20 protein-coding genes and 1 pseudogene are annotated in these 26358 nt (G+C 68.7%); 8 read left to right on the forward strand and 13 right to left on the reverse strand.

Going from position 1 to position 26358, the window contains the following annotated elements:
- Positions 1 to 113 precede the first annotated feature (113 nt).
- The 5 genes from FHR38_RS09170 to FHR38_RS09190 form a co-directional block, all read right to left on the reverse strand.
- Positions 114 to 1127 (reverse strand): ABC transporter ATP-binding protein, encoded by a 1014-nt coding sequence (locus tag FHR38_RS09170; RefSeq protein ID WP_184534276.1) that lies wholly within the window; start codon positions 1125 to 1127, stop codon positions 114 to 116.
- Positions 1120 to 2148, reverse strand: coding sequence for an ABC transporter ATP-binding protein (locus tag FHR38_RS09175; protein WP_312882532.1), 1029 nt, complete (start codon positions 2146 to 2148; stop codon positions 1120 to 1122). The genes FHR38_RS09170 and FHR38_RS09175 overlap by 8 nt, the downstream gene beginning before the upstream one ends.
- 17 nt (positions 2149 to 2165) lie before the next feature.
- Complete coding sequence (locus FHR38_RS09180; RefSeq protein WP_184534278.1) at positions 2166 to 3149, reverse strand: ABC transporter permease; 984 nt, start codon at positions 3147 to 3149, stop codon at positions 2166 to 2168.
- Positions 3142 to 4068 (reverse strand): ABC transporter permease, encoded by a 927-nt coding sequence (locus FHR38_RS09185; protein WP_184534279.1) that lies wholly within the window; start codon positions 4066 to 4068, stop codon positions 3142 to 3144. The genes FHR38_RS09180 and FHR38_RS09185 overlap by 8 nt, the downstream gene beginning before the upstream one ends.
- 148 nt (positions 4069 to 4216) lie before the next feature.
- On the reverse strand, positions 4217 to 5854 hold the full coding sequence (locus FHR38_RS09190) for a peptide ABC transporter substrate-binding protein (RefSeq protein WP_184534280.1): 1638 nt from the start codon (positions 5852 to 5854) through the stop codon (positions 4217 to 4219).
- Between the two features lie 449 nt (positions 5855 to 6303).
- Between FHR38_RS09190 and FHR38_RS09195 the strand changes: the two genes are divergently transcribed.
- Positions 6304 to 7038, forward strand: coding sequence for a PIG-L deacetylase family protein (locus FHR38_RS09195; protein WP_184534281.1), 735 nt, complete (start codon positions 6304 to 6306; stop codon positions 7036 to 7038).
- 119 nt (positions 7039 to 7157) lie between these two features.
- Here the strand turns inward: FHR38_RS09195 and FHR38_RS09200 are convergent, their stop codons facing one another.
- Positions 7158 to 7841, reverse strand: a complete 684-nt coding sequence (locus FHR38_RS09200) for a response regulator (RefSeq protein WP_184534282.1) — start codon at positions 7839 to 7841, stop codon at positions 7158 to 7160.
- Positions 7834 to 9078, reverse strand: coding sequence for a PspC domain-containing protein (locus FHR38_RS09205; RefSeq protein ID WP_312882533.1), 1245 nt, complete (start codon positions 9076 to 9078; stop codon positions 7834 to 7836). Before FHR38_RS09205 ends, FHR38_RS09200 begins: the two co-directional genes overlap by 8 nt.
- Positions 9079 to 9303: 225 nt before the next feature.
- Here FHR38_RS09205 and FHR38_RS09210 point away from each other — a divergent pair, with 225 nt between their 5' ends.
- From FHR38_RS09210 to FHR38_RS09220, 3 genes and pseudogenes are all read left to right on the forward strand, one after another.
- Entirely contained in the window at positions 9304 to 10941 is a 1638-nt protein-coding gene (locus FHR38_RS09210) for a PspC domain-containing protein (RefSeq protein ID WP_184534284.1), read from the forward strand.
- Positions 10938 to 11189 (forward strand): annotated as a pseudogene (locus FHR38_RS33185) (hypothetical protein); the annotation flags it as partial. The gene FHR38_RS09210 and the pseudogene FHR38_RS33185, both read left to right, overlap by 4 nt.
- A 243-nt stretch (positions 11190 to 11432) precedes the next feature.
- Positions 11433 to 12686, forward strand: a complete 1254-nt coding sequence (locus tag FHR38_RS09220) for a phosphatidylserine decarboxylase (protein ID WP_184534285.1) — start codon at positions 11433 to 11435, stop codon at positions 12684 to 12686.
- Between the two features lie 193 nt (positions 12687 to 12879).
- Here the strand turns inward: FHR38_RS09220 and FHR38_RS09225 are convergent, their stop codons facing one another.
- The 3 genes from FHR38_RS09225 to FHR38_RS09235 all read right to left on the reverse strand — a co-directional run bounded on the left by FHR38_RS09225 (position 12880) and on the right by FHR38_RS09235 (position 16231).
- Positions 12880 to 13911, reverse strand: a complete 1032-nt coding sequence (locus tag FHR38_RS09225) for a CDP-alcohol phosphatidyltransferase family protein (RefSeq protein ID WP_312882534.1) — start codon at positions 13909 to 13911, stop codon at positions 12880 to 12882.
- Between the two features lie 267 nt (positions 13912 to 14178).
- On the reverse strand, positions 14179 to 15135 hold the full coding sequence (locus FHR38_RS09230; protein WP_184539434.1) for an NUDIX hydrolase: 957 nt from the start codon (positions 15133 to 15135) through the stop codon (positions 14179 to 14181).
- Between the two features lie 148 nt (positions 15136 to 15283).
- Positions 15284 to 16231 carry an NUDIX domain-containing protein gene (locus tag FHR38_RS09235; protein ID WP_184534286.1) on the reverse strand — a complete coding sequence of 316 codons (948 nt, stop codon included), beginning with the start codon at positions 16229 to 16231 and terminating at the stop codon, positions 15284 to 15286.
- Positions 16232 to 16465: 234 nt separating this feature from the next.
- Here FHR38_RS09235 and FHR38_RS09240 point away from each other — a divergent pair, with 234 nt between their 5' ends.
- A complete protein-coding gene (locus tag FHR38_RS09240) occupies positions 16466 to 16840 on the forward strand; it encodes a PspC domain-containing protein (RefSeq protein ID WP_184534287.1) in 375 nt (124 codons plus the stop codon).
- A 15-nt stretch (positions 16841 to 16855) separates the two neighbouring features.
- Here FHR38_RS09240 and guaA read toward each other — a convergent pair whose 3' ends face one another.
- On the reverse strand, positions 16856 to 18409 hold the full coding sequence (gene guaA, locus FHR38_RS09245; RefSeq protein ID WP_184534288.1) for a glutamine-hydrolyzing GMP synthase: 1554 nt from the start codon (positions 18407 to 18409) through the stop codon (positions 16856 to 16858).
- 265 nt (positions 18410 to 18674) lie between these two features.
- Between guaA and FHR38_RS09250 the strand changes: the two genes are divergently transcribed.
- Positions 18675 to 19829 (forward strand): LCP family protein, encoded by a 1155-nt coding sequence (locus FHR38_RS09250; RefSeq protein WP_184534289.1) that lies wholly within the window; start codon positions 18675 to 18677, stop codon positions 19827 to 19829.
- Between the two features lie 60 nt (positions 19830 to 19889).
- Here the strand turns inward: FHR38_RS09250 and FHR38_RS09255 are convergent, their stop codons facing one another.
- Both FHR38_RS09255 and FHR38_RS09260 read right to left on the reverse strand, forming a co-directional pair.
- On the reverse strand, positions 19890 to 21563 hold the full coding sequence (locus FHR38_RS09255) for an FAD-dependent oxidoreductase (RefSeq protein WP_184534290.1): 1674 nt from the start codon (positions 21561 to 21563) through the stop codon (positions 19890 to 19892).
- 33 nt (positions 21564 to 21596) lie between these two features.
- Positions 21597 to 23033, reverse strand: coding sequence for a M1 family metallopeptidase (locus FHR38_RS09260; RefSeq protein ID WP_184534291.1), 1437 nt, complete (start codon positions 23031 to 23033; stop codon positions 21597 to 21599).
- A gap of 141 nt (positions 23034 to 23174) precedes the next feature.
- Between FHR38_RS09260 and FHR38_RS09265 the strand changes: the two genes are divergently transcribed.
- On the forward strand, positions 23175 to 23783 hold the full coding sequence (locus FHR38_RS09265; RefSeq protein ID WP_246446394.1) for an NUDIX domain-containing protein: 609 nt from the start codon (positions 23175 to 23177) through the stop codon (positions 23781 to 23783).
- 80 nt (positions 23784 to 23863) lie between these two features.
- Complete coding sequence (locus FHR38_RS09270) at positions 23864 to 26335, forward strand: low temperature requirement protein A (protein WP_184534292.1); 2472 nt, start codon at positions 23864 to 23866, stop codon at positions 26333 to 26335.
- Positions 26336 to 26358 lie beyond the last annotated feature (23 nt).

The following is a 26358-nucleotide window of genomic DNA, read 5'->3' on the forward strand; positions in this document are numbered from 1 at the left end:
AACCGGCGAGATCGGCGCGCCGTGTACCGGTGGTGGGAAGAACGCAGCGGGGCTTGCCGGAGTCGATCCTCCGGCAAGCCCCGCTGACCCAGACCTGTGTGGTGCGGTGTCGATCAGGCCTCGTGGGTGACGACGATCTCCCGCTTCTCGGCGAAGTGGCAGGCGCTGTCGTGGTCGGAGCCCGGACGCTGAATCAGCATCGGCACCTCCTTGGCACAGATGTCCTGCGCCTTCCAGCACCGGGTACGGAACCGACAACCCGACGGCGGGTCCACCGGGCTCGGCACGTCACCGGTCAACCGGATGATCGCCTTGTTCTCCCGGCTGGTCGGGTCCGGCACCGGCACGGCAGAGAGCAGCGCCTGGGTGTACGGGTGGGTCGGGCGCTCGTAGATCTCCTCGTCGGTGCCGACCTCGGCGACCCGCCCCAGGTACATGACCGCCACGCGGTCGGAGAGGTGGCGAACCACGGAGAGGTCGTGCGCGATGAAGATGTACGACAGCCCGAACTCGGCCTGAAGCTTGCCGAGCAGGTTCATCACCTGTGCCTGGATGGAGACGTCGAGCGCGGAGACCGGCTCGTCACAGACGATGACCTCCGGCCGCAGGGCCAGGGCCCGGGCGATCCCGATCCGCTGCCGCTGGCCGCCGGAGAACTGGTGCGGGTAGCGGTTGATGTGCTCCGGGTTGAGCCCGACCACGTCCAGCAGGTCCATGACCTTGCTCCGCCGGCTGCCCTTCGGAGCCACCTCGGGGTGGATCTCGAACGGTTCGCCGATCAGGTTACCCACGGTCATCCGAGGGTTGAGCGAGGTGTACGGGTCCTGCATGACGAGCTGGATCTGCCGGCGCATCCGGCGCATCTCGCTGCCCTTGAGGCCGAAGATGTCCTGCCCCTTGTAACGCACCGAGCCTGCGGTGGGTCGCTCCAGGTTCATCAGCACCCGGGCCAGCGTGGACTTGCCACAGCCGGACTCGCCCACCACACCGAGGGTCTCGCCCTGCTTCAGGTCGAGCGACACCCCGTCCACGGCCTTGACGTGCCCGATGGTCTTCTTGAAGACGATTCCCCTGGTCACCGGGTAGTGCTTGACCAGGTCACGGACTTCGAGGATGTTCTCAGTCACGGTTCACCAGATCCTCAGCGAAGTGGCAGGCACTGGCCCGGGTGGGGCCGACCTGCAGCAGCGGGGGCAGCTTCTCCCGACACACCGACTGCGCCATCGGACAACGCGGGTGGAACGGGCACCCGGACGGGATGTTCAACAGGCTCGGCGGGAGCCCCTTGATCGTCCGCAGCTCCTGGCCCTTCTCGTCGATCCGCGGGATCGATTCCAGCAGGCCGATCGTGTACGGGTGCGACGGCTTCGCGTACAACTCGTGCACGTTCGCCTCTTCGACGATACGCCCCGCGTACATGACCGCGATCCGGTCCGCGACGTCGGCGACCACACCCAGGTCGTGCGTGATCAGGATGAGGCCCATCTGCCGCTCACGCTGCAGTTCGGCGAGCAGGTCCATGATCTGCGCCTGCACGGTCACGTCGAGCGCGGTGGTCGGCTCGTCGGCGATCAGCACCTCGGGGTCGAGCGCGAGCGACATCGCGATCATGACGCGCTGCCGCATACCACCCGAGAACTGGTGCGGATAGTTGTTGATCCGCCCCTTCGCGTTCGGGATCTGCACGAGGTCGAGCATTTCGATGGCGCGCTTCTTGGCGTCGGCGCGACTCATGCCCCGCCGGAACCGGAACTGCTCGGCGATCTGGAACCCGACGGTGAAGACCGGGTTCAGCGCGGAGAGCGCGTCCTGGAACACCATTGCGATGCCTTCGCCGCGGATCCGCCGTCGCTCCTCGACCGACATCTTCAGCATGTCGCGGCCGTGGAACCGGGCCTCGCCGCCGGTGACGAAGCCGGGCGGGGTGTCGAGGATGCCCATGATGGTCTGCGCGGTCACGCTCTTGCCAGAGCCGGACTCTCCCAGCACGGCAAGCGTCTCGCCCGCGTCGACGTGGTAGGTCACCCCGTTGATGACCTTGGCCACGCCATCCCGGGTGCGGAACTCCACCCGGAGGTCCTCGACCTCAAGGAGGCGGCCGGAAGGACGTCCGGAGGCATCCGCTGCGGACCGCTCGGAAACGAGTATGTCGGACACAGGATCTCCTACCGGAGTTTCGGATCGAGAGCCTCGCGCACTGCCTCACCGAGGGTGACGAAGCTGAGTACGGCGGCGACGAGGAATGCGGAGGGGAAGAGCAGCAGGTGCGGCGCGACCCGGATCAGGTTCCGCGCCTCGCTGATCATGATGCCCCAGGACACTACCGGCGACTTCAGACCCACACCGAGGAACGACAGGGTCGCCTCGGCACCGATGAACGACCCGATGAGGATCGTCGAGTAGACCAGCAGCGGGGCCATGCAGTTCGGCAGCAGATGCTTGAAGATGATCCGCCCCGACCCGGCCCCCAGGGCCCGGGCCGCCACGACGTAGTCGGCGTCCTTGGTGGCCAGCACCGCCGACCGCATGATCCGCATGGAGACCGGCCAGGTCAGCACCACCAGGGACATGATGACCAGTCCCATGATGCGCCACTCGTTGTTGTCCGACCCAGGCGCGTTGAAGGTGAAGAGGATCACGATCGCACCGAGGACGAACGGCAGGCCGAAGAAGATGTCGGCGATCCGGGACAGGACCGCGTCCACCCACCCGCCCTTGAACCCGGCGACCATGCCCATCGCCCCACCGATGAGGACCGTGCCGATGGTGGAGAGCAGCGCGACGATGATCGAGGCACGGGCACCCCAGATCACCCGGGCGTAGACATCCTGGCCCTGGATGTCATAGCCGAACCAGGCGTCGCCCGACGGCTTCGCCAGACTGTGCGCCAGCTGGCCGTAGGCCGGGTCCTTGCTGGTGAACAGCCAGGGGAAGGCGGCGATCACCACGAAGAAGGCGATGAACACCACGGAGATCCAGAAGAGCGGCTTGCGCCGCAGGTCCGTCCAGGCGTCGCCCAGCAGCCCTCGCGGCTTCGCCTGCTTGGCGTTGGCGGGCAGGCCGGCGTCCGGCGGCGCGGTGCCACCCGCGACGGTGGGTGCTTCTGCCGGCGGAGTCGTGACTGCCGATCCGATCGTGGGGTCACTCATAGCGGATCCTCGGGTCCAGGGCGGCGTAGAGCAGGTCAACCACCAGGTTCATGAGCAGATAGACGAGCACCAGGATCACGACGATGGAGACCACCGTCGCGCCTTCCTTGGTGACGATCGCCCGGAAGACCTCTCGACCAATTCCGTTGATATTGAAGATACCCTCGGTTACGATCGCGCCACCCATCAGTGCGCCGAGGTCGGTACCGAGGAACGTGATCACCGGAATCATCGAGTTACGCAGCAGGTGGACGCCCACCACCCGACGCATGGGCAGCCCCTTGGCGATGGCGGTCCGTACGTAGTCGGCGCGGCGGTTCTCCGCGATGCTCGTCCGGGCCAACCTGGCGATGTACGCCATGGAGGTGCTGCCGAGGACGAAGCCGGGTATCAGCAACTCCGAGAAGGGTACGTCGCTCGAGACCGTGGGGTTGATGATGCCCCACTTCACACCGAACAGGAACTGCAGCACGAAGCCGGTGACGAAGGTGGGAATCGCGATCAGGAACAGTGTGGAGACCAGGACCAGGTTGTCCATGAAGCCGTTGCGCCGTAGACCGCTCAGCACGCCGGCGGTGATGCCGATCAGGGCCTCGACGGCCAACGCGACGATGGCCAGCTTGAGGGTGTTGGGGTACGCGGCGGCGATCAGCTCGTTGATCGACCGGCCACCGTACGTGGTGCCGAAGTCCCCCTGGAGCATGTTCTGCATGTACTTCAGGTACTGCACAGGCCATGGCTGATCGAGCGCGTATTTCTCGGTCATGCCGGCGATGTAGGAGTCTGGGCAGCGGCGGTCACCGCATTTTCCAGCAAAGGGGTCGCCGGGCACCGCCCAGACGAGCCAGTAGATCAGAAGTGTGGTCCCGATGAAGACGGGAACCAGTTGGAGCAGCCGCCTCAGTACATAACGGCCCATGGGTCCTCCAGACGGGGGGGCGCGTCGGGCGCCCGACACGGGTAGCAGATGCGCGCCGGAAACGTGGCAGACGCACCCCGGCGATACCGCCCCGGGTCGGGCCGCCAAGGAACCGGCGGCCCGACCCGGGGTCGGAACTAGTTACTTACTAGAGCTCGACCGAGGAAAGGTCGATCTCACCGACGTTGGTGACCTCAACCTTCTTCAGCTTCTCCGAGTGCCCCCACTGCTCGTTGTAGAAGTACACCGGGATGCTCGGGGTGTCGGCGTCGACGAGCGCAACGGCCTCAGCGAACTTGGCGTGCGCGGCGTCGATGTCGGCGGCCGCGGTGCCCTCCTTGTAGAGCCGGTCGACCTCCTTGTTGCTGTAGAGGCCGTCGTTCGAGGAACCACCGGTCACGTACAGCGGGCCGATCCAGTTCTCCACGTCCGGGTAGTCCTGCTGCCAGGCCGCCCGGTACGGGCCCTTCATCTCGTGGTTGTTGATCATCTGACGGAACACCGCGAAGGTCGGGATGCCCTCGGCGCGGGCGTTGATGCCCAGCGTGTTCTTCACGCTCTGCGCGACGGCCTCCATCCACTCCTTGTGGCTGGCGTCAGCGTTGTAGTAGAAGACCATCTCGCCCTGGAAGCCACCGGCCTTCTCCAGCAGCTTCTTGGCCTCGTCCGGGTTGTAGGCGCAGGAGGTGCAGTTGCCCTCCTTGTTCCCCGGCGCGAGCGGGTTGGCCCAGCTGTTGGACGGCTTCTTCGAGTTGAAGAAGACCTTCTCGGTGATCTCTGCCCGGTTGACCGACATCGAGACGGCCTTGCGCAGGTCAGCGTTCTGGAAGCGCTTGTCGTACATCGGGAAGGCGATCAGAGCCGAGGTCGGAACCGGCACGTTCTTGGCCCGGGTGCCCAGGTCGCTCTTCCACTTGTCACCGGCGAGCGACGAGTTCGGCACCTGCTCCATGAAGTCCAGCTGACCGGAGAGCAGGTCGTTGTAGGCGGCGGTGTCGTCCTGGTAGATCTTGACGGTCAGGTCCTTGAACTTGACCTTGTCTTCCAGGGTGTAGTCGTCGAACCGGGTCAGCTTGACCTCGACGTTGTCCTGCCACGAGACGAACTTCACCGGGCCGTTGCCGATCGGCTTCTTACCGAAGGCGTCCGAGGTCGAGGTGAAGAAGGCGTCCGGCAGCGGCATGAACGCGCTGTAGCCGAGCTTGGTCGGGAAGATCGAGAACGGTGCCGCCAGCGTGACCTTGAAGGTGTGGTCGTCAACGACCTCCAGGCCCTTCATCGTCTTGCTCGTCGGCTCCGGGGCCTTCTGCGGGCCGTCCGCCCCGTCGGGGTCCTCGGTGTGGACGTCGGCGTAGCCGTCGATGTCGCTGAAGAAGCTGGCGCCCTGGACCGCGTTCGGCGAGTAGGCGTTCCAGTTCCAGGCGTCAACGAAGTTCTTCGCCTTGACCTCGGTACCGTCGTGGAACTTGGTACCCTTCTTGATCTTGATGGTGTAGACCTTGGAGTCGGTGGTGTCGATCGACTCGGCAAGGGCCTTGACCGGGTTGCCACCGTCGTTCGGGTACCGCACCAGACCGGTCCACATGAAGTCGATGATCTTGCCGCCACCGGTCTCGGTGGTGTTGGCGGGGACCAGACCGACCTCGGGCTGGGTGCCGTGGATCGTGATGGCGCCATCGGTGCTTCCGCCCGAGTTGTCGCCTCCGTCCCCACTGTTGCAGCCAGCAGCGACGAGCACGACAGCCGCGCTGACCGCGACCGCGCCCGCGCGCTTCGAGACTCTCATTACTGGGGCCTCCTCTTTCATTACCTGGGTCTTCGCCGTGTGGTTCTACACGTCGTAGGGGTGACGCCGACCGGCCGCCCGAAGGTTGACACGGACCGCCGGAAAGCTACCGCAGGGAATCGGGACACCCCAGATGCACCGATGATCCGCCGGGCTCGCCCACCCACCGCACGCCGCCACCGCAACCGGTTTCCTTCGCTCCGGGCGGCCTGGGACAGGCCTTCGGGGAACGTCGGACGCGCCAGCCGGGTGACCCACGCAGGGGGGTGGAGCGCTTGCAACTGTGACACCGCCTGGCCTGTTGCGTGAAGGTGCCGTTATCAAGACGTTAGTTGCCTGGTGCGCTGCCGATACTGAAGAAAGATCGTTTTTCGCCCCGGAAAGGCGGCCCTGACCAGCAATTCCGTCATAGCCGCCGATACCTCGCCCTGCGCGTAGGCTCAGCTTTCATGAGCTTTCCCGCCTCCGCACCACCACTTTCCGACGTACGACGCACACTCGCCGTATTCGCCCATCCGGACGATATAGATTTTGGCTCCGCGGGCACCATTGCCAGCTGGGTAGCCGAAGGTATCGAGGTCACGTACCTTCTCATCACCCGGGGGGATGCCGGTGGGTTCGACGACACACCACGCGACGAGTTGCCCCTGATGCGAGAACGGGAGCAGCGAAGCGCCGCCGCCGCCGTCGGCGTACACGAGGTGTATTTCCTCGATGGTTACTCGGACGGCACCCTCTCCCCCACCCTGGCCCTGCGGCGGGACATCACCGCGGCGATCCGCCGGACACGACCGGACCGGGTGCTGACCAGCTCACCACTGCGCCGCTGGGAGCACCTCACCGGCCCAAGTCACCCCGACCATCTCGCCGCAGGGGAGGCGACCACCTGCGCCATCTACCCGGACGCGCGCAACCCGTTCGCCTTCCCGGAGCTACTTCGGGAAGGCCTGGAGCCGTGGGTGGTCCGCGAGGTGTGGTACGCCGGAGGGCCCGACCCGGATCACGCGGTGGACATCACCGACCATTTCGAGCAGAAGGTAGCGGCATTACGGGCGCATACCTCGCAGACCGCCCACCTTGACCTGGAAAGCTGGCTGCGTGACTGGCTCGGCGCCACGGCCCGGTCCGCCGGGCTGCCAGAGGGTCGGTTGGCGGAATCGTTCACCGTCCTCCGCACGGAGTGAGGCCACGAGACCATGCTCCGTATGGAGTGAGGCCACGAGACCATGCTCCGGCACGGAGTGGGGCCACCGGACAGTCATGCCGGTTCGGCCGATCGAGATCAACCGAACCGGCCCAAAGTTCAGACCAGTCGGCGATCCGCAGCCCAGCGGGACAGCTCATAGCGATTGGACATCTGGAGCTTGCGCAGGACGTTCGAGACATGTGTCTCCACCGTCTTGATGGAGATGTACAACTCCTTGGCGATCTCCTTGTAGGCGTACCCCCGGGCGAGCAGCCGCAGCACCTCCCGTTCCCGGTTGGTGAGCTGGTCCAGTTCCGGGTCGGCGACCGGGGTGTCCGGACGGGCGGCGAAGGCGTCCAGCACGAAACCGGCCAACCGGGGACTGAACACCGCATCGCCATCGGCCACCCGCCGGATCGCCGCGGCCAGTTCGTCCGGCGAGATCGTCTTGGTGACGTACCCCCGGGCACCGGCCCGGATCAGGCCGATCACGTCGTCCGCCGCGTCGGAGACGCTCAGCGCGAGAAACCGGACCTGCGGATGGCTGCGACGCATCGCCTCCAGCACCGCCCGACCACCCCCGTCCGGCATGTGTACGTCGAGCAGCACCACGTCCGGCTCCAGCGCGGCGATCCGGGTGACCGCCTCGACCACGCTGCTCGCCTCGCCGACCACCTCCACGTGCGCGCCCAGTTCGGCCCGGACCCCGGCCCGGAACATGGCGTGGTCGTCGACCAGGAACACCCGCAGCTGACGGGGGATGTCGACGTTGATGGCCGCCTCGCTCGGCTGGTCAGTCATGATCTTTTCCTGTCCTTCCTGCGGTGCCGGGAGTCGGCAGAGTCAGTCGCACCTCGGTGCCGCTGCCCGGTTCGCTGCGGATCTCCGCTCGCCCGCCGTGCCGGTCCATCCGACCGATGATCGAGCCACGTACCCCGTGCCGATGGTCCTCCACCGTAGTCGGGTCGAAACCCGCGCCCCGATCGCGGACGAAGACACTGATCTGCTCCGGCTCGACCTCGGCGTAGAGCGACACCGTCTGGACCTTGGCGTGCCGGGCGGCGTTGACCAACGCCTCACGTGCGGCGGCGATCAGCGCCCCGACCCGTTCGTCGGTCTCCCGATCACCCACCACCACCGTCTCCACGGTGACCGCATAGGTGTCCTCCACCTCTGCCGCAGCCTGCTCCAGCGCGGCGGCGAGCCGTTCGGTCGGCGAGGCGGTGGGCTTGTACAGCCAGTTACGCAACGAACGTTCCTGGCCCCGGGCCAGCCGCTGCACCGTCTTCACGTCGTGGGCGTTACGCAGGATGAGCGCTAGGGTGTGCAGGACCTGGTCGTGCACCATGGCGGCCAACTCGGCCCGTTCCTGTTCCCGGATGCGCCCCTCGCGCTCCGCGCGAAGTTGGTTGAAGGTCCGCCAGAGGGCGGGCGCGGCCACCACCCCGACTCCGGCGAGCCCGACCAGCGCGAAGATCACGCCGTTGAGTACCGCGTCGAAGTTGTCCTGCGGGGAGTAGACGGCGACCACGCCGATGATGCCGACGGCGACGAGCACCCCACCGCCGATGAAGCGCAGGACGAAGGCGCGTCGGTCGCTCTCCTCCACCACCGCGCCGAGCCACGGCACCGACATCGACTCGCTCCACTGCTGCCGACGTCCGGGCGTGGACTGGTGCCAGATCACCCCCGCGCCGACAGCGATGATCGCCACCAGCCAGCCGGCGGTGCTGGCCACACCGATCGAGTCGAACACCAGGGCCTGCACCATGATCATGCCGAGGCCGATGGCCACGAATGGCAGAAGCTGGAAGAAGTCCCGCGGCGGGGGCGTCTCGGCGGTGTCCGACCGAAGCGGGACGACCGCCCAGAAGGCCGCGTAGAGCAGCACACCGAGCCCGCTGAGTCCGAGCAGCACGGCGAACGCGACCCGGACCCGGACCACCGAGATGCCCAGGTGCTCGGCGATGCCGGAGGCCACGCCGGCGACCATCCGGTGGTCCCGGGAGCGGTAGAGGCGCGGAGGTTCGGTGGGGATGCTGATCGGGGAACTCCTTGTCCTGCCGGCCTGTCGGCCGGTCTCCGTGGGCCTGCCTGCCGGCCTGCCCGGCCGACTACACACCGCTGGTCATTCGATCGTCACACGGGCCCGGTTCCCTCGGCTACGGGGTAAGTCCCTGGTCGTTGGGTGGGCAGATCTCAGGGTGGGCTCAGGGTCGGGTCCCGAGGCCGGTCAGGTGGTCGACGAACGAGGATTTGGAGTATGACCGACGCAGCTGCCGACCCCCACCGGTCGGCCATGGGGGAGGGCACGCCGGGACCAGCCGGCCCGCCGCCAGCCGGCGGACCAACCCCGCCTCCCCACTCCGGGTACGGTCCGTCGTCCGCCCCGCCCCCACCACCGGGAACCGCCGGCTTCACCTCCCGGTACGGCCTGGTCCGGCCCCGACAGGGCCGCTACCTGGCCGGGGTCTGTGCGGCGATCGGCCGAGCCACCAACACCGACCCGATCCTGTGGCGGGTACTCCTCGCCGTACTGGGCTTCTTCGGGGGAATCGGCATCCTGGTCTACATCACCGCGTGGCTGATCATCCCCGGTGAGGGGGACACCGCGTCCCCGGTGGAGGCGATGCTGGGCCGGGGTCGGTCGAGCACCTCGCCGGTCACAGTGCTCGTCCTCAGCATCCTCGTCGCGGTGGGCTTCGGCTACGTCGTGACCGACGCGTTCCGGGCCGTCCTGCTCGGTGCGGCGATCCTCATCGGTGGAGCACTTCTGATGAACCGAAACAGCAACCGGGACCGGGCCGCCGAAGCGGGGAACCCAGCACCCGTCGACCCGTCCACTGCCCCCGGGCCTGATCCCGTCCAGCCGCAAGCGCCGGTATCGGCCAGCGAACAGCAGCCACCGGCGGTTCCCTCCCCGCCACACCAGCCGTCCCCGCCACACCAGCCGACCGGGCCACACCAGCCGACCGGGCCGACGACGACCGGTTCCTCGGCCGGTCTCGCCACCGAGCCGCTGTCGCCGTACCCCAGCCCACCGTTGCCGACCGAGCCGGCCACTGCGGCAGCGCCAACAGCGCCGCCGACCCAGGCACTGCCGGGCTGGCCGGTCAGCACCTCACCGGCACCGATGTTCCCGCCGCCAGCGGTCAGCCCTCCGCCGGCCGGACCGCTGCCCCCGGCTGGCGGATACCGACCGCCTTTCGCGCCGCACGGCCCGTACGCGGCCACCGCCACGTACCCGCCGGCCGCGACGCCCAAGGCTCCCAAGCCGCCCAAACCACCGAAGGAACGGTCGCCCCTCGGCGCCGCCACCTTTTCGATGATCTTTGTGGTTCTCGGCCTGCTGGCAGTACTCGACCTCAGCAGCGTCCTCGACGTACCGCCATCCGCCTACTTCGCGGTGGCGTTGGCCACCATCGGAGTCGGCCTCCTGGTCGGTACGTGGTTCGGTCGGGCTCGCTGGCTCATCGCGCTCGGTCTGGTGGCCGCCACCGCCCTGGGGATGGCCACCCTCGCCGAGTCCTACGATCGGGTCCGCAACATCGAGGGCGACGTCACCTGGGCCCCGACCAACCCGCGCGACCTGGCCAACCGGTACGAGAACAACTTTGGCGACGCGGTACTGGACCTCACCCGGATCGAGTTCACCGGCTCAGAGACCCAGGTGACCGCAGAGGTCAATTTGGGCAGTCTGACCGTGCGCGTACCGCCGAACACTGACGTGACGGTTACCGCGAACATCAATGCCGGCGACGCGACGGTCTTCAAAACCCGGTGGAGCGGTATCAACACCAACCGGCGCGATCTGACCGATCTTGGTCCGGACGGTGCCGGCGGCGGCAAGCTTCGGCTCTTCCTGTACGTCAACGCGGGCAACCTGGAGGTGACCCGATGAAGCCACACCGTACCGACGGGGTGTCCCTCGTGTTCGGACTGCTCTTCCTGGGGCTCGTCGTCTGGTGGTTGCTCGCCCAGATCTTCGACCTGGCGCTCCCCCCGATCGGCTGGTTCGCTGCCGGCGGGCTGATCCTGCTCGGTGTCCTGGGTCTCCTCGGCGCGCTACGCGCCAACCGGAACCCGCCACCCGCGCCGCCGGTCCCCGCGTCCGCACTGCCGGCCTCGGTGTCCGCGCCGCACGGGGGCGACGACGACCTGACCGCGCCGATCACCGGTCCGCCGGCCACCGGCCTGGGCTACGACGGGACGGGCTACGACGGGCGGGGCTGACACGGGCATATGCGGCGGGGTCGGAAAGCCGCATATGCTGCCCGATGGAGGTTTCCACCTCCAGCCGGTCCGCGTTGTGGGCGGTGGTGACGACTCCCCTCACGAGAGCCCCCGCCACCACCCACGTCCCACCACGACCTCGCGAGGAGCCCGCCCGACATGACGCAGTCCCCCGCCACGCACACCACCGGGGCACCCGGTCCGGTGCGCCTCGGCGAGCGCGCCGCCCGTACCCTCATCGCCGAACTCGCCCGGCACCAGGCCCCGAAGTCCGCCCTGTTGGTCGGGGTCACCGTGGATTCCTCGGTGCTGGCCTCGGTGTTCGACACCCTGCTGCCCGGCGACGCGGTCACCGTCGTACCGACGGACCCGCTGGCCGCAGCGGGCCTCCGCGCACACGTCACGGCCCAGGGACAGTGGGTCGCTGACCGGGTACGCGTCGTCGACACCCTGGCCGAGGCGGACGCGGCGGACGTGGTGGTGGCCGCCGAACCGTTGACCGGTACCGCCGAGGAGGCGCGGGCCACCGTGGAAGGGCTCGCCAAGTACCTGACCGAAGGGGCGGTGCTCTCGGTGGCGGTACCCGCCGTGCCGGGACGCACTCCGGGGGCCGCCGCTGAACTCGACCGGCAGGGTGCGCTGTTCGGCGTGGGCACCGATCTGGTCCTGCTCAACCAGCCCCCGGTACGGGTGTATCGGCTGCGGTACACCCCGGCCGCCGTGGCGACGGCAGCCCGACTCGCACCGGCCTTCCGGCCGTCGAGCGTGCCGTTGACCCGCACCATGCACATCGACTCCAACGGGGTCGCGGCAGCCGGCATCGCCCTGGGTGTGGCCGCCCTGACCCGGGTCGTCCGGCCGAAGTCCAAGCTCTGGCTGTTGCCGGCGCTGGCCGCCGCACCGGTGGCGGCGTTCTTCCGGGACCCGGAGCGGGACGTGCCCGACGACGCGTCAGCGGTGGTCGCCGCCGCGGACGGCAAGGTGCTGTCGGTGCAGCGGCTGCACGACGAACGCTTCGGTGACGGCGAGTTCCTCCGGATCGCGGTCTTCCTCTCCGTCCTGGACGTCCACGTCAACCGGGCACCGGTCGCCGGCAAGGTGGTGGACTACTTCGTCGCCGACGGCGGCTTCGCGGCAGCGATGAAGCCGGACGCGGAACACAACGTGGCCGCGTACACGACCCTGGAAACCGACCACGGCACGGTGGTGGTGGCGCAGCGTACCGGGCTGATCGCCCGACGGATCGTGCACCGCACGCCGGTCGGGGCGCTGCTGGCCCGGGGCGAACGGTTCGGGCTGATCCGGTTCGGCTCGCGCACCGACGTCTACCTACCCGCCGACGCGGCGGACCCGCTGGTGGGGCCCGGCGACCGAGTCGTCGGTGGCTCGTCCGTGATCGCCCGTTGGCGCTGACCACCGGCCGATGATCAGCCGACGACGATGACGAAAGGGCGGCTCCCGGAGTTCCGGGAGCCGCCCTTTTACTCGGCCGCTCATTGCTCGTTGTTCGTCGGCCGACTGGCCGTCCGTTACTCGGTTGTTCGTCGGCCGACTGGCCGTCCGTTACTCGGTTGCTCGTCGGCCGACTGGCCGGTCCGTCGGCTGGTTACGCCGCGCGGCCTGGGCCGTGCACGGTGGCACGCTGACGCAGCCAGAGCAGCGGGCCGCTGACCAGGTAACCCACGACCACCAGCGCGAAGGTGAGCCGGATGTCGACCAGGGCACCGATCACCGGGGCCAGCCAGAGCCACGGCGGCAGCTTGATCAGCCGGGCCAGCTTGGCGTACGGGAAGCTGGAGACCATCGCGAAGGCCAACAGGCCCACCCCCGCGACCACGGCCTTGCCCGGTACCGGAAGCCCGATCAGCACGGTGATCGCGAGCACCGCTGCGGCCATCGTGGTCGGGACGCCGCAGAAGAACCGGCCGTCCTTGGGCGAGACGTTGAAGCGAGCGAGTCGGATCGCGGCGCAGGCGGCTACCAGAGCGGCGGCGACCGCGGCGGCAGCGGTCGACACCGAGCCAGCCAGCGACGCGTAGACGACCACGGGTGCGGCGAGGCCGAACGAGCACATGTCGGCCAGCGAGTCCATCTGGGCCCCGAATGGACTCGCCACTCCCAGTTTGCGGGCCAGTGCCCCGTCGAGGCCGTCGAAGACCACACAGGCGATCAGGCAGGCGGCCGCCATGCGGACGTTGCCGTGCATCGCCAGGAAGATGGCGAAGAGGCCGAGCATCAGGCTGGCCACGGTGCAGGCGTTCACCACCGCGAACTTGATCCGGCGGGCGACGGTACGCTCACCGGGAAGCAGCGGGATGGTCGCGCCGGGGGCGGTCTCCTCCGGCACCGGGCTGACGGATCCCACCGCCGGACTGACCGGCATGACAGCCTCGATCTCCGCTTCGGTCAGTCGGTCGACCCGGTACGAATCGGCCGACCAGCGACCACCGGAGTGGTGGAAGCGCTCGGGCAGCATCTCGTCGGGCACGCCGTCCGATTCCTGATTGCGACGACCGACCCGGACCAGGAGCACCTGCCGGGCGAAGGTTCCACCCCGACGTAGTTGCCCGGCCCAGCGCCGACCTGCCGGGCGCGGGCTGTCCGTGGTACGACGCCGACGCCAAGGGGTCCTCGGCACGTTCTCCTCCATCACCGGATCGGTCACCTCCACCTTCGCGAAGGCCATCCGGCTCGTCGTGCCAGCCCTGAAAGGTGACCGGCAACCTGTTTTGCGGCCTACACCATCGCACAAACGTTGTGCGTTGGCGATAGTCAGCGATTGGACATCCTTCCACAAAGCGCCCGAACCACCCAGAGGGCCTAAACCGACGTAGCTAACCCCTCAACCCCGGCTCAGCCTCTTCACAGATTTTACCCGGGACATCTATATCGATCAGTCACGTGTCTACTTGCTGCCCAGTTGCCCCAATGCAGCCACTGTGACCTCGGTCAACGGAAGGTTCAACGCATCACGGACCGAAAACCATGCCGCCCGCGCGGTGGAGCCACCCGCCGCCTCGGTCACCTTCGGCTCGGTGGGTACGTCGACCGCCACCCGGTAGACCGCCCGGACACCGTGCCAGTCGATTGGCACGCCCTCTGGCCCCAGCTCAGCCGGGCTGTACCGGTGCGAGACGCTGAGCAGGTCGGTGACCCGACCAAGCTGACCGGACTCCTCCACGAGTTCCCGCAGCAACGCCGCCTCCGGCTGCTCACCGTGATCTGTACCACCGCCGGGAAGATGCCACCGCCCCGCCCCTGGATACCCGGGTGCGATCAGTGACAGCAGCACCCGATCGGCGGGGTCGGTGGCCAGGCCGTACGCGGCGAACCGCTGTCGCCGACCGGGCGGCAGCCCGGCCGGCGGGGACCCGGCCAGGTCGGCCTCCGGCAGGGGAACGACAGGTACGCCGAGCAGCTGCGCCGTGAACGGCATCAGTGACAGCCCCGGCAACTCAAGCGGCCCCACCCAGGCGATCCGATCGGTCGTACCCTCCCGTTCGTGGCGCAACGTCCCGCCAATCGGGGTGACGTCGTATATCACCCGGTCGGTGTGCACCACGAGGCTGTCCTGGTACGGCAGTCGAATCACGTCAGCGACGACGTTCCGCAGCCCGCTCACCTCGACTTCGAGGCCGGTCTCCTCGCCGAACTCGCGTACCACCGTGGTCGCCGGATGCTCTCCGTGGTCGACCCCACCGCCGGGAAGCTGCCACCTACCGGGAAAGGCCACGGTCCGGGCCGCTCGGGCAAGCAGCACCCGGTCTCCGTCCCGACACAGGCCGTACGCCGCAATCCTCCGCCGCTGTTCGGTCACCAACCGCTCCCCGTCGCTGTCCCACGTTTCCTGCCCCCGGCCCATGCTCCATCGGCGGTCCACGCTCCGTCGATCATGAACTTATCGTCGGCGGAGGATGCTCTATCCGACAACCTTCATGATCGACCCGGGATGGACGGGTCATCGAGGCGGGGCAGGGCAGGGCATCGGACTGGGTACCGAACTGGGTGCCTCAGGCCAGGCGGGCGGCCTGCACCGCCTCCGCGGTCACCTCGGTGAGCCGCTCTGCGGGCAGCGCCCCCAACTCGTCCGGGCCGAACCAGCGCGCCTCGCAGGTGGAGCCGCCCACGTCGTACACCATCGGGGGCACCGGCGAGTCGACCACCACCCGATAGAAGGCGCGTACGCCGTGCCAATCGATCGGGTATCCCTCGGGGCCCAGCGAGGCAGCGTCCCGGTGACTGGCCACGCCGAGCAACTCGACCAGCCGGCCCCGCTGGCCGGTCTCCTCGACCAGTTCCCGGATCAGCGCCGTGCCCGGCTGCTCGCCGTAGTCCGTACCGCCGCCGGGCAGGTGCCAGCACCCCGCACCGGGGTAGCCGTCGGAGACCCGGGTCAGCAGCACCCGGCCGTCCGGGTCGGTGGCCACGGCGTACGCCGCGAAGCGCTGCGCCCGGTGCAGCCCGTCCGGACCGGGCACCGCGTAGAAGGACGGAAAGTCCGGCGCCTCCTCGGGGCAGAGGTCGATCGAACCGGGCGGCAGGCCCAACGCCCGAGCCGTGAACGGGCGTAGCGGCAGTCCTTTCGCCTCGTCGAGGGTGCACCACTGGACCAGGTCGGTCGGCTGGTCCACCCGCTCGCAGATGGTCCCACCCCGTACGAAGACGTTGTAGAGCAGCCGATCGGTGTGCAGGGTGATGCCGCGTTCCGGCAGCGCCCGCATGTCGGCCAGGACGTCCCGGAGACCGGAGACGGTGACGGAGAGCCCGGTCTCGGCGGCGGTCTCACGTACCACGGTGTGGTTGGGGTCCTCGCCGTGGTCGACCGCACCGCCGGGCAGCGACCAGATGCCGGGGGTGCCGGACCGCGAGGAGGCGCGAACCAGTAGCACCCGGTCCGCCGAATCGGTACAAACTGCATATGCCGCGATCTTGCGAAGTGGCTCTAGTGCTGCTGTCACAGGGCGGAATTCTCCCCGCGCCAGCCAAGCCGACCACGAGAAGAGTCGGATTCCTGACAGTCGATCGGGAAACTGGCGACAGAAGGTTGACATGCGCCGCCAGGAAGGACCCTGCCAAAACAAAAGCGATAGGAAGGGGCTCTTCCTAACCCCGCCGCCAATCAGGGGGCGATCAGGGTCGGACTCCGGGCGGTCACCGAGGCAGTCGTCGAGCCGGACGCGGACCGTGGAGACATGACACAGAGTGCCCCACACCAGCCCCCGTACCGGCAGCTCCGCCGCCCCGTCACCGACCGCATGGTGGCCGGGGTGGCCAGCGGAGTGGGCCGCTACTTCAACGTCGACCCCACCCTGGTCCGGGTGATCTTCGCCGTAGCCACGGTGCTCACCGGCGGCCTCGCGCTGCTGGCGTACCCGATCATGTGGTTCGTCATGCCGGAGGAGCCGGCCGACGCTCCCGCCTGGCCGCACCCGGCAGGGGAAGCTACCTGGCCGCACCCGGCACCGGCTGGCCAAGCCACCTGGCCCCAGCCGGCAACGGCGGATGCGCCCCCGTGGCAGTCCGACCCGGCGCACCGACAGCCGCCGAGCGCGCCGCCTACCGCGTGACCCGGACCGGTGGGATCACTCCCACTCGATGGTGCCCGGCGGCTTGCTGGTCACGTCCAGCACCACCCGGTTGACCTCGGCCACCTCATTCGTGATCCGGGTGGAGATCCGGGCGAGAAGGTCGTAGGGCAGCCGCGACCAGTCGGCCGTCATGGCATCCTCGCTGGAGACCGGACGCAGCACCACCGGATGCCCGTAGGTGCGGCCATCGCCCTGTACACCCACGCTGCGCACATCGGCCAGCAGCACCACCGGGAACTGCCACACGTCCCGGTCGAGGCCGGCGGCGGTCAGCTCCTGCCGGGCGATCAGGTCGGCGGCGCGCAGCAGGTCGAGACGCTCGCGGTCGACCGCACCGATGATCCGGATGGCCAGACCCGGGCCGGGGAACGGCTGCCGCCAGACCATCGCCTCGGGCAGGCCAAGCTCGATCCCGAGAGCCCGGACCTCGTCCTTGAAGAGGGTGCGCAGCGGCTCGATCAACGAGAACTGGAGATCGTCCGGCAGACCGCCGACATTGTGGTGGGACTTGATGTTGGCGGTTCCGGTCCCCCCGCCGGACTCGACCACGTCCGGGTAGAGCGTGCCCTGGACCAGGAACTCCACATCACCGGCGGCGGCGACCTCGCGGGCGGCGGCCTCGAAGACCCGGATGAACTCCCGTCCGATGATCTTCCGCTTCTGCTCCGGATCGGTCACGCCGGCCAACTCGCCGAGGAACCGGTCCTGCGCGTCGACCACCTTCAGCTTGATCCCGGTCGCCGCGACGTAGTCCTTCTCCACCTGCTCGGCCTCACCGGCCCGCAGCAGCCCGTGGTCGACGAAGACGCAGGTGAGCTGGTCACCGACCGCCTTGTGCACCAGCGCGGCGGCCACCGCCGAGTCCACCCCGCCGGAGAGGCCGCAGATGACTTCCTTGTCGCCGACCCGGGACCGGATCTCGGCCACCTGCTCCTCGATGATGTTCGCCGGCGTCCAGGTCGGCTCGATCCCGGCGATGTCGTAGAGGAAGCGGGTCAGCATCTCCTGCCCGTGCGCGGTGTGCCCCACCTCGGGGTGGAACTGCACCCCGGCCCGGCGGCCGGCGAGATCCTCGAACGCCGCCACGGGTGCCCCGACCGACTCGGCGGTCACGGTAAACCCGGCGGGCGCTTCGGTCACACAGTCACCGTGGCTCATCCAGACCGGCAGCTCGGCGGGAAGTTCGCGCAGCAGCACGCCGGCCTCCGCCCGGGGCCGCAGCGGCGTACCGCCGAACTCCCGGTTACCGGTGTGTGCCACCGTGCCGCCCAGCGCCTGGGCCATCGCCTGGAAGCCGTAGCAGATACCGAAAACCGGTACGCCGGCCTCGAACAGGGCCGCATCCACCTGCGGTGCGCCAGGCGCGTAGACGCTGGCCGGGCCGCCGGAGAGGATGATCGCCGCCGGATCCTTCGCCAGCATCTCGGCGACCGGCATCGAGTGCGGCACGATCTCCGAGTAGACCCTCGCCTCGCGTACGCGTCGCGCGATGAGCTGGGCGTACTGGGCTCCGAAGTCGATCACGAGGACGGGGCGCGGAGTGCTCATGGAGAAAGCGTACCGAGCGTGATGGGGGCACCCGCTCGCGGCTGTGCCACACCTCACCGGTGGCGCGACCCGGGGAATAGGTCGGTGATGTCAGGAAGGGCCACTTACCCCCGTACTCGTAACTCCTTGTAGGGGTAGCCGCGTTCTCTACACAGAGAACCCCCAGCATGTGCCCGGACCCGCAAAAGCGGCGATGCGGCCAGCCGATGACAGACCACGCTGGGCGGCGCAGGCCGCAAGTAGTGCCACGGGAAAGGGTCGAAGGATGACAGACACCGGGCAGGATCGGCCGGGCCACAGCCACCGGTGGCAACCCAACAGACGGGCCCGCAGCCGACAGCTCGCGGTGATCGTCACGGTCGTCGCACTGCTGGCTGGCACCGCGTACGCGACCAGTGCGCTCCTCTCCGGCAGCGACGACGGCCAGCCGTCCACCGATACCACCGCCTCGACCACATCTGGGCGGTCGACTCCATCAGCCAGCCCCACCCCGGAGCCCGGTGCCGGCATCACCGGACCGCTCAACCTCCTCCTCGTCGGCGTCGACACCCGGGTCAGTGAACCGAGCTGGGAACCGCACGGCGACGCCGTACTCGTCATGCACATCCCGAAGGGACTGGACCGGGCGTACCTCTTCTCCCTCCCCCGCGACCTGGTGGTGGACATCCCGGCCTTCCCCAAGGCCGGCTTCTCCGGGGCACGGACAAAACTCACCCACGCGATGAGCTACGGCAGCCGGGACCCGGCCGGCCGCAGGCCACCCAACACGGCCCAGGGTTTCGAACTGCTCGCCACCACCGTCAGCCGGTACACCGGGATCAACCGGCTCGACGCCGGTGGCGTGCTCACCTTCGGCGGCTTCGACAACCTGGTGGACGCGGTCGGCGGCGTGGACCTCTACATCGACCAGCGGGTGGTGTCCCGGCACCGTCGACCGGACGGCACCCACCGAGCCAGCGGACCGGGCGGCTACGTCGGCCCGCAGATGGTCTACGAGAAGGGCCAGCGTCACCTGACCGGCTGGCAGGCGCTGGACTATGCGCGACAGCGCTACATCAACGGCGGCGACTACTCCCGCCAGCGCCACCATCAGCAACTTGTCAAGGCCGTCACCCGAAAGATCCTCAGCCAGGACCTGACCCGCGACCCCGCCCGGCTCGACCAGGTGATGAACGCCGTCGGCAGCGGCTTCACCTTCCAGGGAAACGGCCGACGCGTGGTCGACTTCGCGTTCGCGCTCAGTGGGCTGTCGGTCGAGGCGATGACCCTGGTCGAGTTGCCCGGACACTCGGTGAGTGACGGCAGCGGCTATCTGGGCGAGCAACTCGACGACGTCAGCCGACGGTTCATCGCCGAGTTGCGCGCCGGTCGGGTCGCGGACTTCCTGGCGGCCAATCCGACGCTCGTCGTACCGCGCTAGACCCCCATGAGGGGCAGGCAGGGGCCCCTGCCAAGGCGGAAGGCGATAGGAAGGGGCCTCCTAACACCCGAGTGGGGTGTGCGGTGCCACCGGGGCGATACGGGCATACGGCCCGTCGGGGGCCGGCCGAGGGTCCGGGTCACCCCGATTGGGCCAGAACGACATCGCCCGCTCGGCCTGGGCGGTGATGGTCAGGGACGGGTTGACGCCGAGGTTCGCCGACACCGCCGCCCCGTCCAGCACGTGCAGCCCCGGGTAGCCGAACACCCGGTGGTACGCGTCGACCACCCCGTCCTCGGCCGACCGGCCGATCGCCGCCCCGCCGAGGATGTGCGCGGTCATCGGCACGTTGAACGGCTCGGAGATCGATCCGCCGGGGATCCCGCCGATCTCGTCGGCGAGTCGCCGTACCGCCTCGTTGCCCGGCGGAATCCAGGTCGGGTTGGGCGTGCCGTGCCCCTGGCTGGTGACCAGCCGCCGCCGACCGAACCAACCCCGGCGGTAGTGCGTGATCAGCGAGTTGTCGGCCGACTGCATGACCAGGGCGATGATGGTACGCCGGGACCAGTCCCGCACGGAGAGCAGCCGCAGGTAGGTCAACGGGGACCGGACCAGGGTGCCCAGCCAGCGCCGGAACCGGCGGGGTCCACCGTCCACAAGTGCGGTCTGGAGCAGTCCCATCAGGTTGGCACCGGGACCGTACCGGACGGGCTCGATGTGGGTCTGCGCGTCGGGGTGGAAGGAACTGGTGATGGCCACCCCGTCGGTGAAGTCCACACCCCGGCGGCGGGCGGCCGGTCGCGGCACGGCCGCACCGAGGATCGCCTCGGAGTTGGTCCGGGTCAGCGCGCCGACCCGGGGCGAGAGCTTCGGCAGCGCGCCGGTAGCGCGCAGCTTGTGCAACAGCCGCTGGGTGCCGAGCGCCCCGGCGGCGAAGACGACCTGGTTGGCGCGGAAGGTCCGCTGGCGGACGGGCAGCCAGGTGCCGGTGCGTACCGTCTCGATCTCGTAGCCGGCCCCGTCCGCTGCGGGCCGTACGCTCGTCACGGTGGTCGATGGGACCACCTGCGCGCCACGCTCCTCAGCCAACCACAGGTAGTTCTTCACCAGGGTGTTCTTGGCCCCGACCCGGCATCCGGTCATGCATGATCCGCAGTGGGTGCAGCCGGTGCGGTCCGGACCGAGGCCACCGAAGTAGGGGTCGGCGACCTGTTCCCCGGGCCGACCGAGGTACACCCCCACCGGGGTGGGGCGGACGGTGTGCCCGACCCCCATCTGGTCGGCCACCGCCCGCATCGCCCGGTCCGCGCTGGTCTGCACCGGGTACGTGGTGACGCCGAGCATCCGTTTCGCCCGCGCGTAGTGCGGGGCGAGTTCGGCCTGCCAGTCGGTGATGTCCCGCCACTGTGGGTCGGCGTAGAAATCGGGCAGCGGTTCGTAGAGGGTGTTGCCGTAGACGAGGGAGCCACCACCGACCCCGGCTCCGGAGAGCACCAACACCCCCGCCTCCCGCCGGGTGGCCGAGCGCAGCAGGGTGATCCGCTGGATGCCGTGGCAGCCCAGCTTCGGCGCCCAGAGGAAGCGCCGGAGCCGCCACGACGTCTTCGGGAACTCGTCGTCGGTGAACCGGCGACCGGCTTCGATCACCGCGACCGAGTAGCCCTTCTCGGCGGCCCGCAGCGCGGCCACGCTGCCGCCGAAGCCGGAGCCGATGACCACCACGTCGAAGCGCATGAGCAGCGATATTACCGGCGGGTAGGAGCGTGTCTACCCACCCGGTACGGGCGGCGCGCTGGTCCCGGACAGCCAGGTGCCCAGCACGGGACGAAGCGGTTTACCCGCCACCCGTTCGGCAACGGTGAAGAAGTCGTCGGTGGTCACGATGCCGTCACGCTTCTCCGCCGTCCAGGTCTTGAGGATCCGGAAGAACGCCTCGTCGCCGACGGTGAGCCGCAGTGCGTGCACCACGAGCGCACCCCGCTTGTAGACCGCCCGGCCGAACAGCTCCGTCGGACCGGGGTCGAGCGCCGGTCGCGCCCAGTCCGTGTTGGCGTACTCGGTGGTGAAGTTCTGCTGCACCGAGCGGCCACCGGCATGCTCCTCCCAGAGCCACTCGGCGTAGCTGGCGAAGCCCTCGTTGAGCCACATGTCGCTCCACCGGCGCAGCGAGACACTGTCGCCGAACCACTGGTGGGCCAGTTCGTGGGCGACCACGCCCAGTTCGGGGCCGCCACGGAAGAACACCGAGCCGTAGACCGGCCGGGACTGGGTCTCCAGGGCGTACCGGATCCGGTCGTCGTCGACCACGATCCCGCCGTACGCCTGGAACGGGTACGGCCCGAACTGGCTGACCAGGAAGTCGGCCACCTCCCCGGTGCGGGCCATCGCCTGCTCGGCGGCACCCCCCTTGGGCAGGCTCGACGCGACCGCGGTCACCATCGGCTTACCGCCGTGCGTACCGGTGACCACCCGGTAGTCACCGATCACCAGGGTGGTCAGGTAACTGGCCATCGGCACCCGCTCGGCCCACCGCCACGTGCTCCACCCGTCGGCGGTGTCGACCCCGAGCGGTATCCCGTTGCTCAGTGCGCTGAGCCCCGCCGGCACGGTGGCCTCGATCTCGTAGGTGGCCTTGTCCGAGGGGTGGTCGTTGACCGGGAACCAGGTGCTGGCCGATTCGGGCTGACCGAGGGCGATCGCCCCGTCCGGGGTATCGCTGAAGCCGTTCGACCCGAGCGCCGGGTTGGTGATCGGACGGGGCTTGCCACCGTAGTCGACCTTGACGGTGAACCGTTGGTCCTTGGCGATCGGCTGGCCGGGGATGACGACGAGTTCGTTGTCCCGGCGCTCGTTGCCGGCCTTGGCACCGTCCACCTCGACCGACTCGACGGTGAGGCCGGCCAGGTCGAGGTTGAACCGGGACAGCGCCTCGGTGGCGGTCGCGGCGATGGTGGCGACCCCGGTCAGCACGTCGCTGGCCGGGTCGTAGCGCACCTTCAGCGCATAGCTCGCCACGTCGTAGCCACCGTTGCCGTACGAGGGAAAGTAGGGGTCACCGATCCCGTCGGCAGCGGACGAGGAGCTTGAGCCGGTGGGGTCGGGCCGCGCGGTCGGGTCGGTGGAACCCCGACCACCGGTGCAGCCGGCCACCGCAAGCACCGACACCAGCAGCGCGGCGATCGCCGTACGCCTGGACCTGCTCATTGTCCTCCCCACGCTCTCGCCCACCGCACCTCCGCGCGTCGTGGTACGCCGGGGCGGGGCAGGACCAGAGTATTCATTGGGTGTCTCGCCTCCGCGCCACTACCGTGATCCCGACAGCGGTACGGACGAAGGAGTTCGACGATGCCCGGCAGCGAGTTGATGTCTCCGCTGGTCGATGCCCTGTCCCGCCATCGATCCGAGACGGCTGCGGAGACCGACGACGTCGAGCGGGTCCGCTCGCTGCTGTCGTCGGCCGACGATCCGTGGCACCGGTCGACGCCACTGCATTTGACCGTGTCGGCGGCGATCGTGCATCCACCGACCCGTCGGGTGCTGCTGCGCTGGCACGTACGCCAGCAGGCCTGGCTGCTGGTCGGCGGGCACGCCGACCAGGGCGAGACGGACCCGATGGTCGTCGCCCTCAGGGAGGGGCAGGAGGAGACCGGCCTCACCGACCTCACCCCCTGGCCCACCCGGGACGCCCGGGACGCCAGGGACGCCAGGGACGCCAGGGACGCCGCGCCGATCGTCCACGTCGTCGTCGTGCCGGTCGCACCGAACGCCACCGAGCCGGCCCACGAGCATGCCGACCTGCGGTTCGTGCTCGCCACCGACACACCGGACGCGATCCGGCTGGAGAACCCGACGGCGGAACTGCGCTGGCTGTCCGTCCCGGAGGCAGTGGCGACGGCCACGAAGCCCAACATCCGCGAGACGCTGTCCCGGGTCGGCCGACTGCTCGGCGACTGACCGTCGCCCCGCCGGCACCGAAGATCCCTCGGCTTGCCGGATCGTCCGCCATCCGCCAGCGGCGTTGACAGAGTGATTGGATGACCAGCAGCGGATCGGCGATGCCCCGCAGGCCGATCCGTGCCAGGATCGCCACGCAGATCCAGCTTGCCACCGGTGGCGGCGGCGTGACCCGGTTGGAGCTCTTCCTCGACCTGGTCTTCGTGTACGCCTTCCTCAACGTCACCAACCTGATGTCGGAAAACCTGAATCCCCGCGGTCTGCTTCAGGGGGCGTTGGTGGTGCTGCTGCTCTGGCGGTGCTGGATCTCATGCGCCTGGCTCGGCAACGTCATCCAACTGGATCGCGGTCTACTACCACCGATCATGGTCATGCTGACCACGGCGATCCTACTGATCAGCATTGCCATCCCGGAGGCGTTCACCGACCAGCCCGGCGGCCTGCCTGGTCCGCTCGTCTTCGCCATCAGTTTCCTACTGGTGCGCCTGGTCGTACTGGTGCTCGCGACGGAGGCGCAGCGGGACAGCATGCATAGGCGTGGGTCCCTCCTACGGGCCTGGACGCCAGTGGCAGGCAGCGCGTCGTTGCTGCTGCTCGCCGCCCTGCTGCCCGCGCACCTGCCCCCGAGCAGCAACCGAGAGCAGATCCGGCTGGCACTCTTCCTGGCTGCCACTGTCGTCGACTACATCAGCACGTGGAACGTTGGTGCGGGCAGTTGGCAGGTCGTCTCGACGCGACACTGGGCCGAACGGCACAGCCTGATCATGCTGATCGCGCTGGGCGAGACGATCATCTCGATCGGTACCAGTCGCGGTCTGGTCGGGGATCCGCCGATCACCTGGTCGGTCATTGGCGGCTCACTGCTGGCCATCGTCATCGTGGCCGTGCTGTGGTGGACCTACTTCGACATCGCCAGACCCGCCGTCGAGCAGGCGCTGGAACAGGCGTCTGGAGTCGCCAGATCACTGTTGGGTCGCGACGCCTACGTTCTGCTGCACCTGCCGATGATCGGTGGCCTCATCCTGCTTTCGCTCGGCTTCAAGCATGGCCTGAGCGCGACCGAGGGCACCACCGCACACGACTGGGACGCGTTGAGCACGGTCATCCTCTACAGCGGGGTCGGTCTCTACCTGCTCGGGCTGTTCGCCCTTGAGTGGCGTTCCATCCGCCTGGCCGGGCGTAGTCCGTTGCTCGGCATCGTTCTGGTCTCCGCTCTGCTCCCACTCGCCATCCGCCTGCCCGTGTTGGGTGCCCTGGCGCTGCTGGCGGCGGCCACCACCAGCCTGGTGGTGGCCGACCGCACCGTCTTCCGCCGCCGGCACCGCTCACTACACGAAGTGATCACGCCTACGGAGATCCAGGGCACCGACATCACGCCCAAGGAACTCTTCTTCGACCTGGTGTTCGTATACACGTTCATCCAGGTCATAGTCCTCATGGCCCGGCAACCATCCGTGGTCGGGTTGGTCCACGGGTTGACGGTCCTCGCTCTGTTGTGGTGGGTGTGGTGTCACTACGCCTGGTTGGGCAGCGCGGTACGGAGCGAGTCCGGCCCGGTACGGCTGGCGGTGCTGGTCATCGTGGCGCTGACCCTGGTGCTCGGGCTCGCCATCCCGCAGGCGTTCAGCCACGTCTCGGGCGGGCTACCCGGTCCGCTCATCGTGGTGACCTGCTACCTGCTGCTCCGCATCCTGCACATCAGCTCGTTCTGGCTGGTCGCACGGCGGAATCCGGGGTTACGCAGAAAGGTGTTGCGGGCCGCCGTCCCGGCGGCAGTGGCCGTGGCCCTGCTGCTCTACTCCGTACTGGCCTTTCCGCCGGCAGACGAGCCCGCCTCGATCAGTCCGATCGGGACGGTCCTCTGGGTCACGGCCGCCCTCGTGGAACTCGGTGGAGGTTACCTGGTCGGACGCACCAACTGGCAGATCCGCTCGGTCGAGCACTGGACCGAGCGGTACGCCCTGATCATCCTCATCGCGTTCGGCGAGGTCGTCATCTCGACGGGACTGGCCGTGGCCGATCAGCCGATCTCCGGGCCGGTCACCATCGCCATCACGCTCAGCGTCCTCATGTTGTCCACCCTCTGGTGGGTGTACTTCGGCATCGATGCCATCCTCGGACAGCGGATCATCGAGACCCGGACCGGCCTGGCCCAGTGGGCGCTGGCCCGAGACGCCTACACCTACCTACACCTGCCCATGGTCGTCGGGTTGGTGTCGTTGGCCTACGGTCTGCGCACCACCCTGGCACTGGTGGCGGACCGGCCCGACGCGGGATCGACGCCCTTGGGGCACGTCACCCTCTTCGGTGGAGTGGTCGTCTATCTTCTCGCCGACCAACTGTTCTGGTGGCGTATCCAACGTCCGGTGCGTTGGGTGCGCGTGGGCGGGGCACTGCTCGTGGCGACCCTGACGCCGGCAACGATGCCCCTGCCTGCGCTCTGGGCACTGGGCCTGCTCACCACCGTCAGCATCGGCCTCGTCATGATCGACTCGATTCGTTCCACCGGGCTTCGCCGGGCACTGTACGAGCCGCCCACCCAGACCCGATGAACGACGCCGTCCACGCCGACATC

The organism is Micromonospora polyrhachis (genome assembly GCF_014203835.1).
Taxonomy (GTDB): domain Bacteria; phylum Actinomycetota; class Actinomycetes; order Mycobacteriales; family Micromonosporaceae; genus Micromonospora_H; species Micromonospora_H polyrhachis.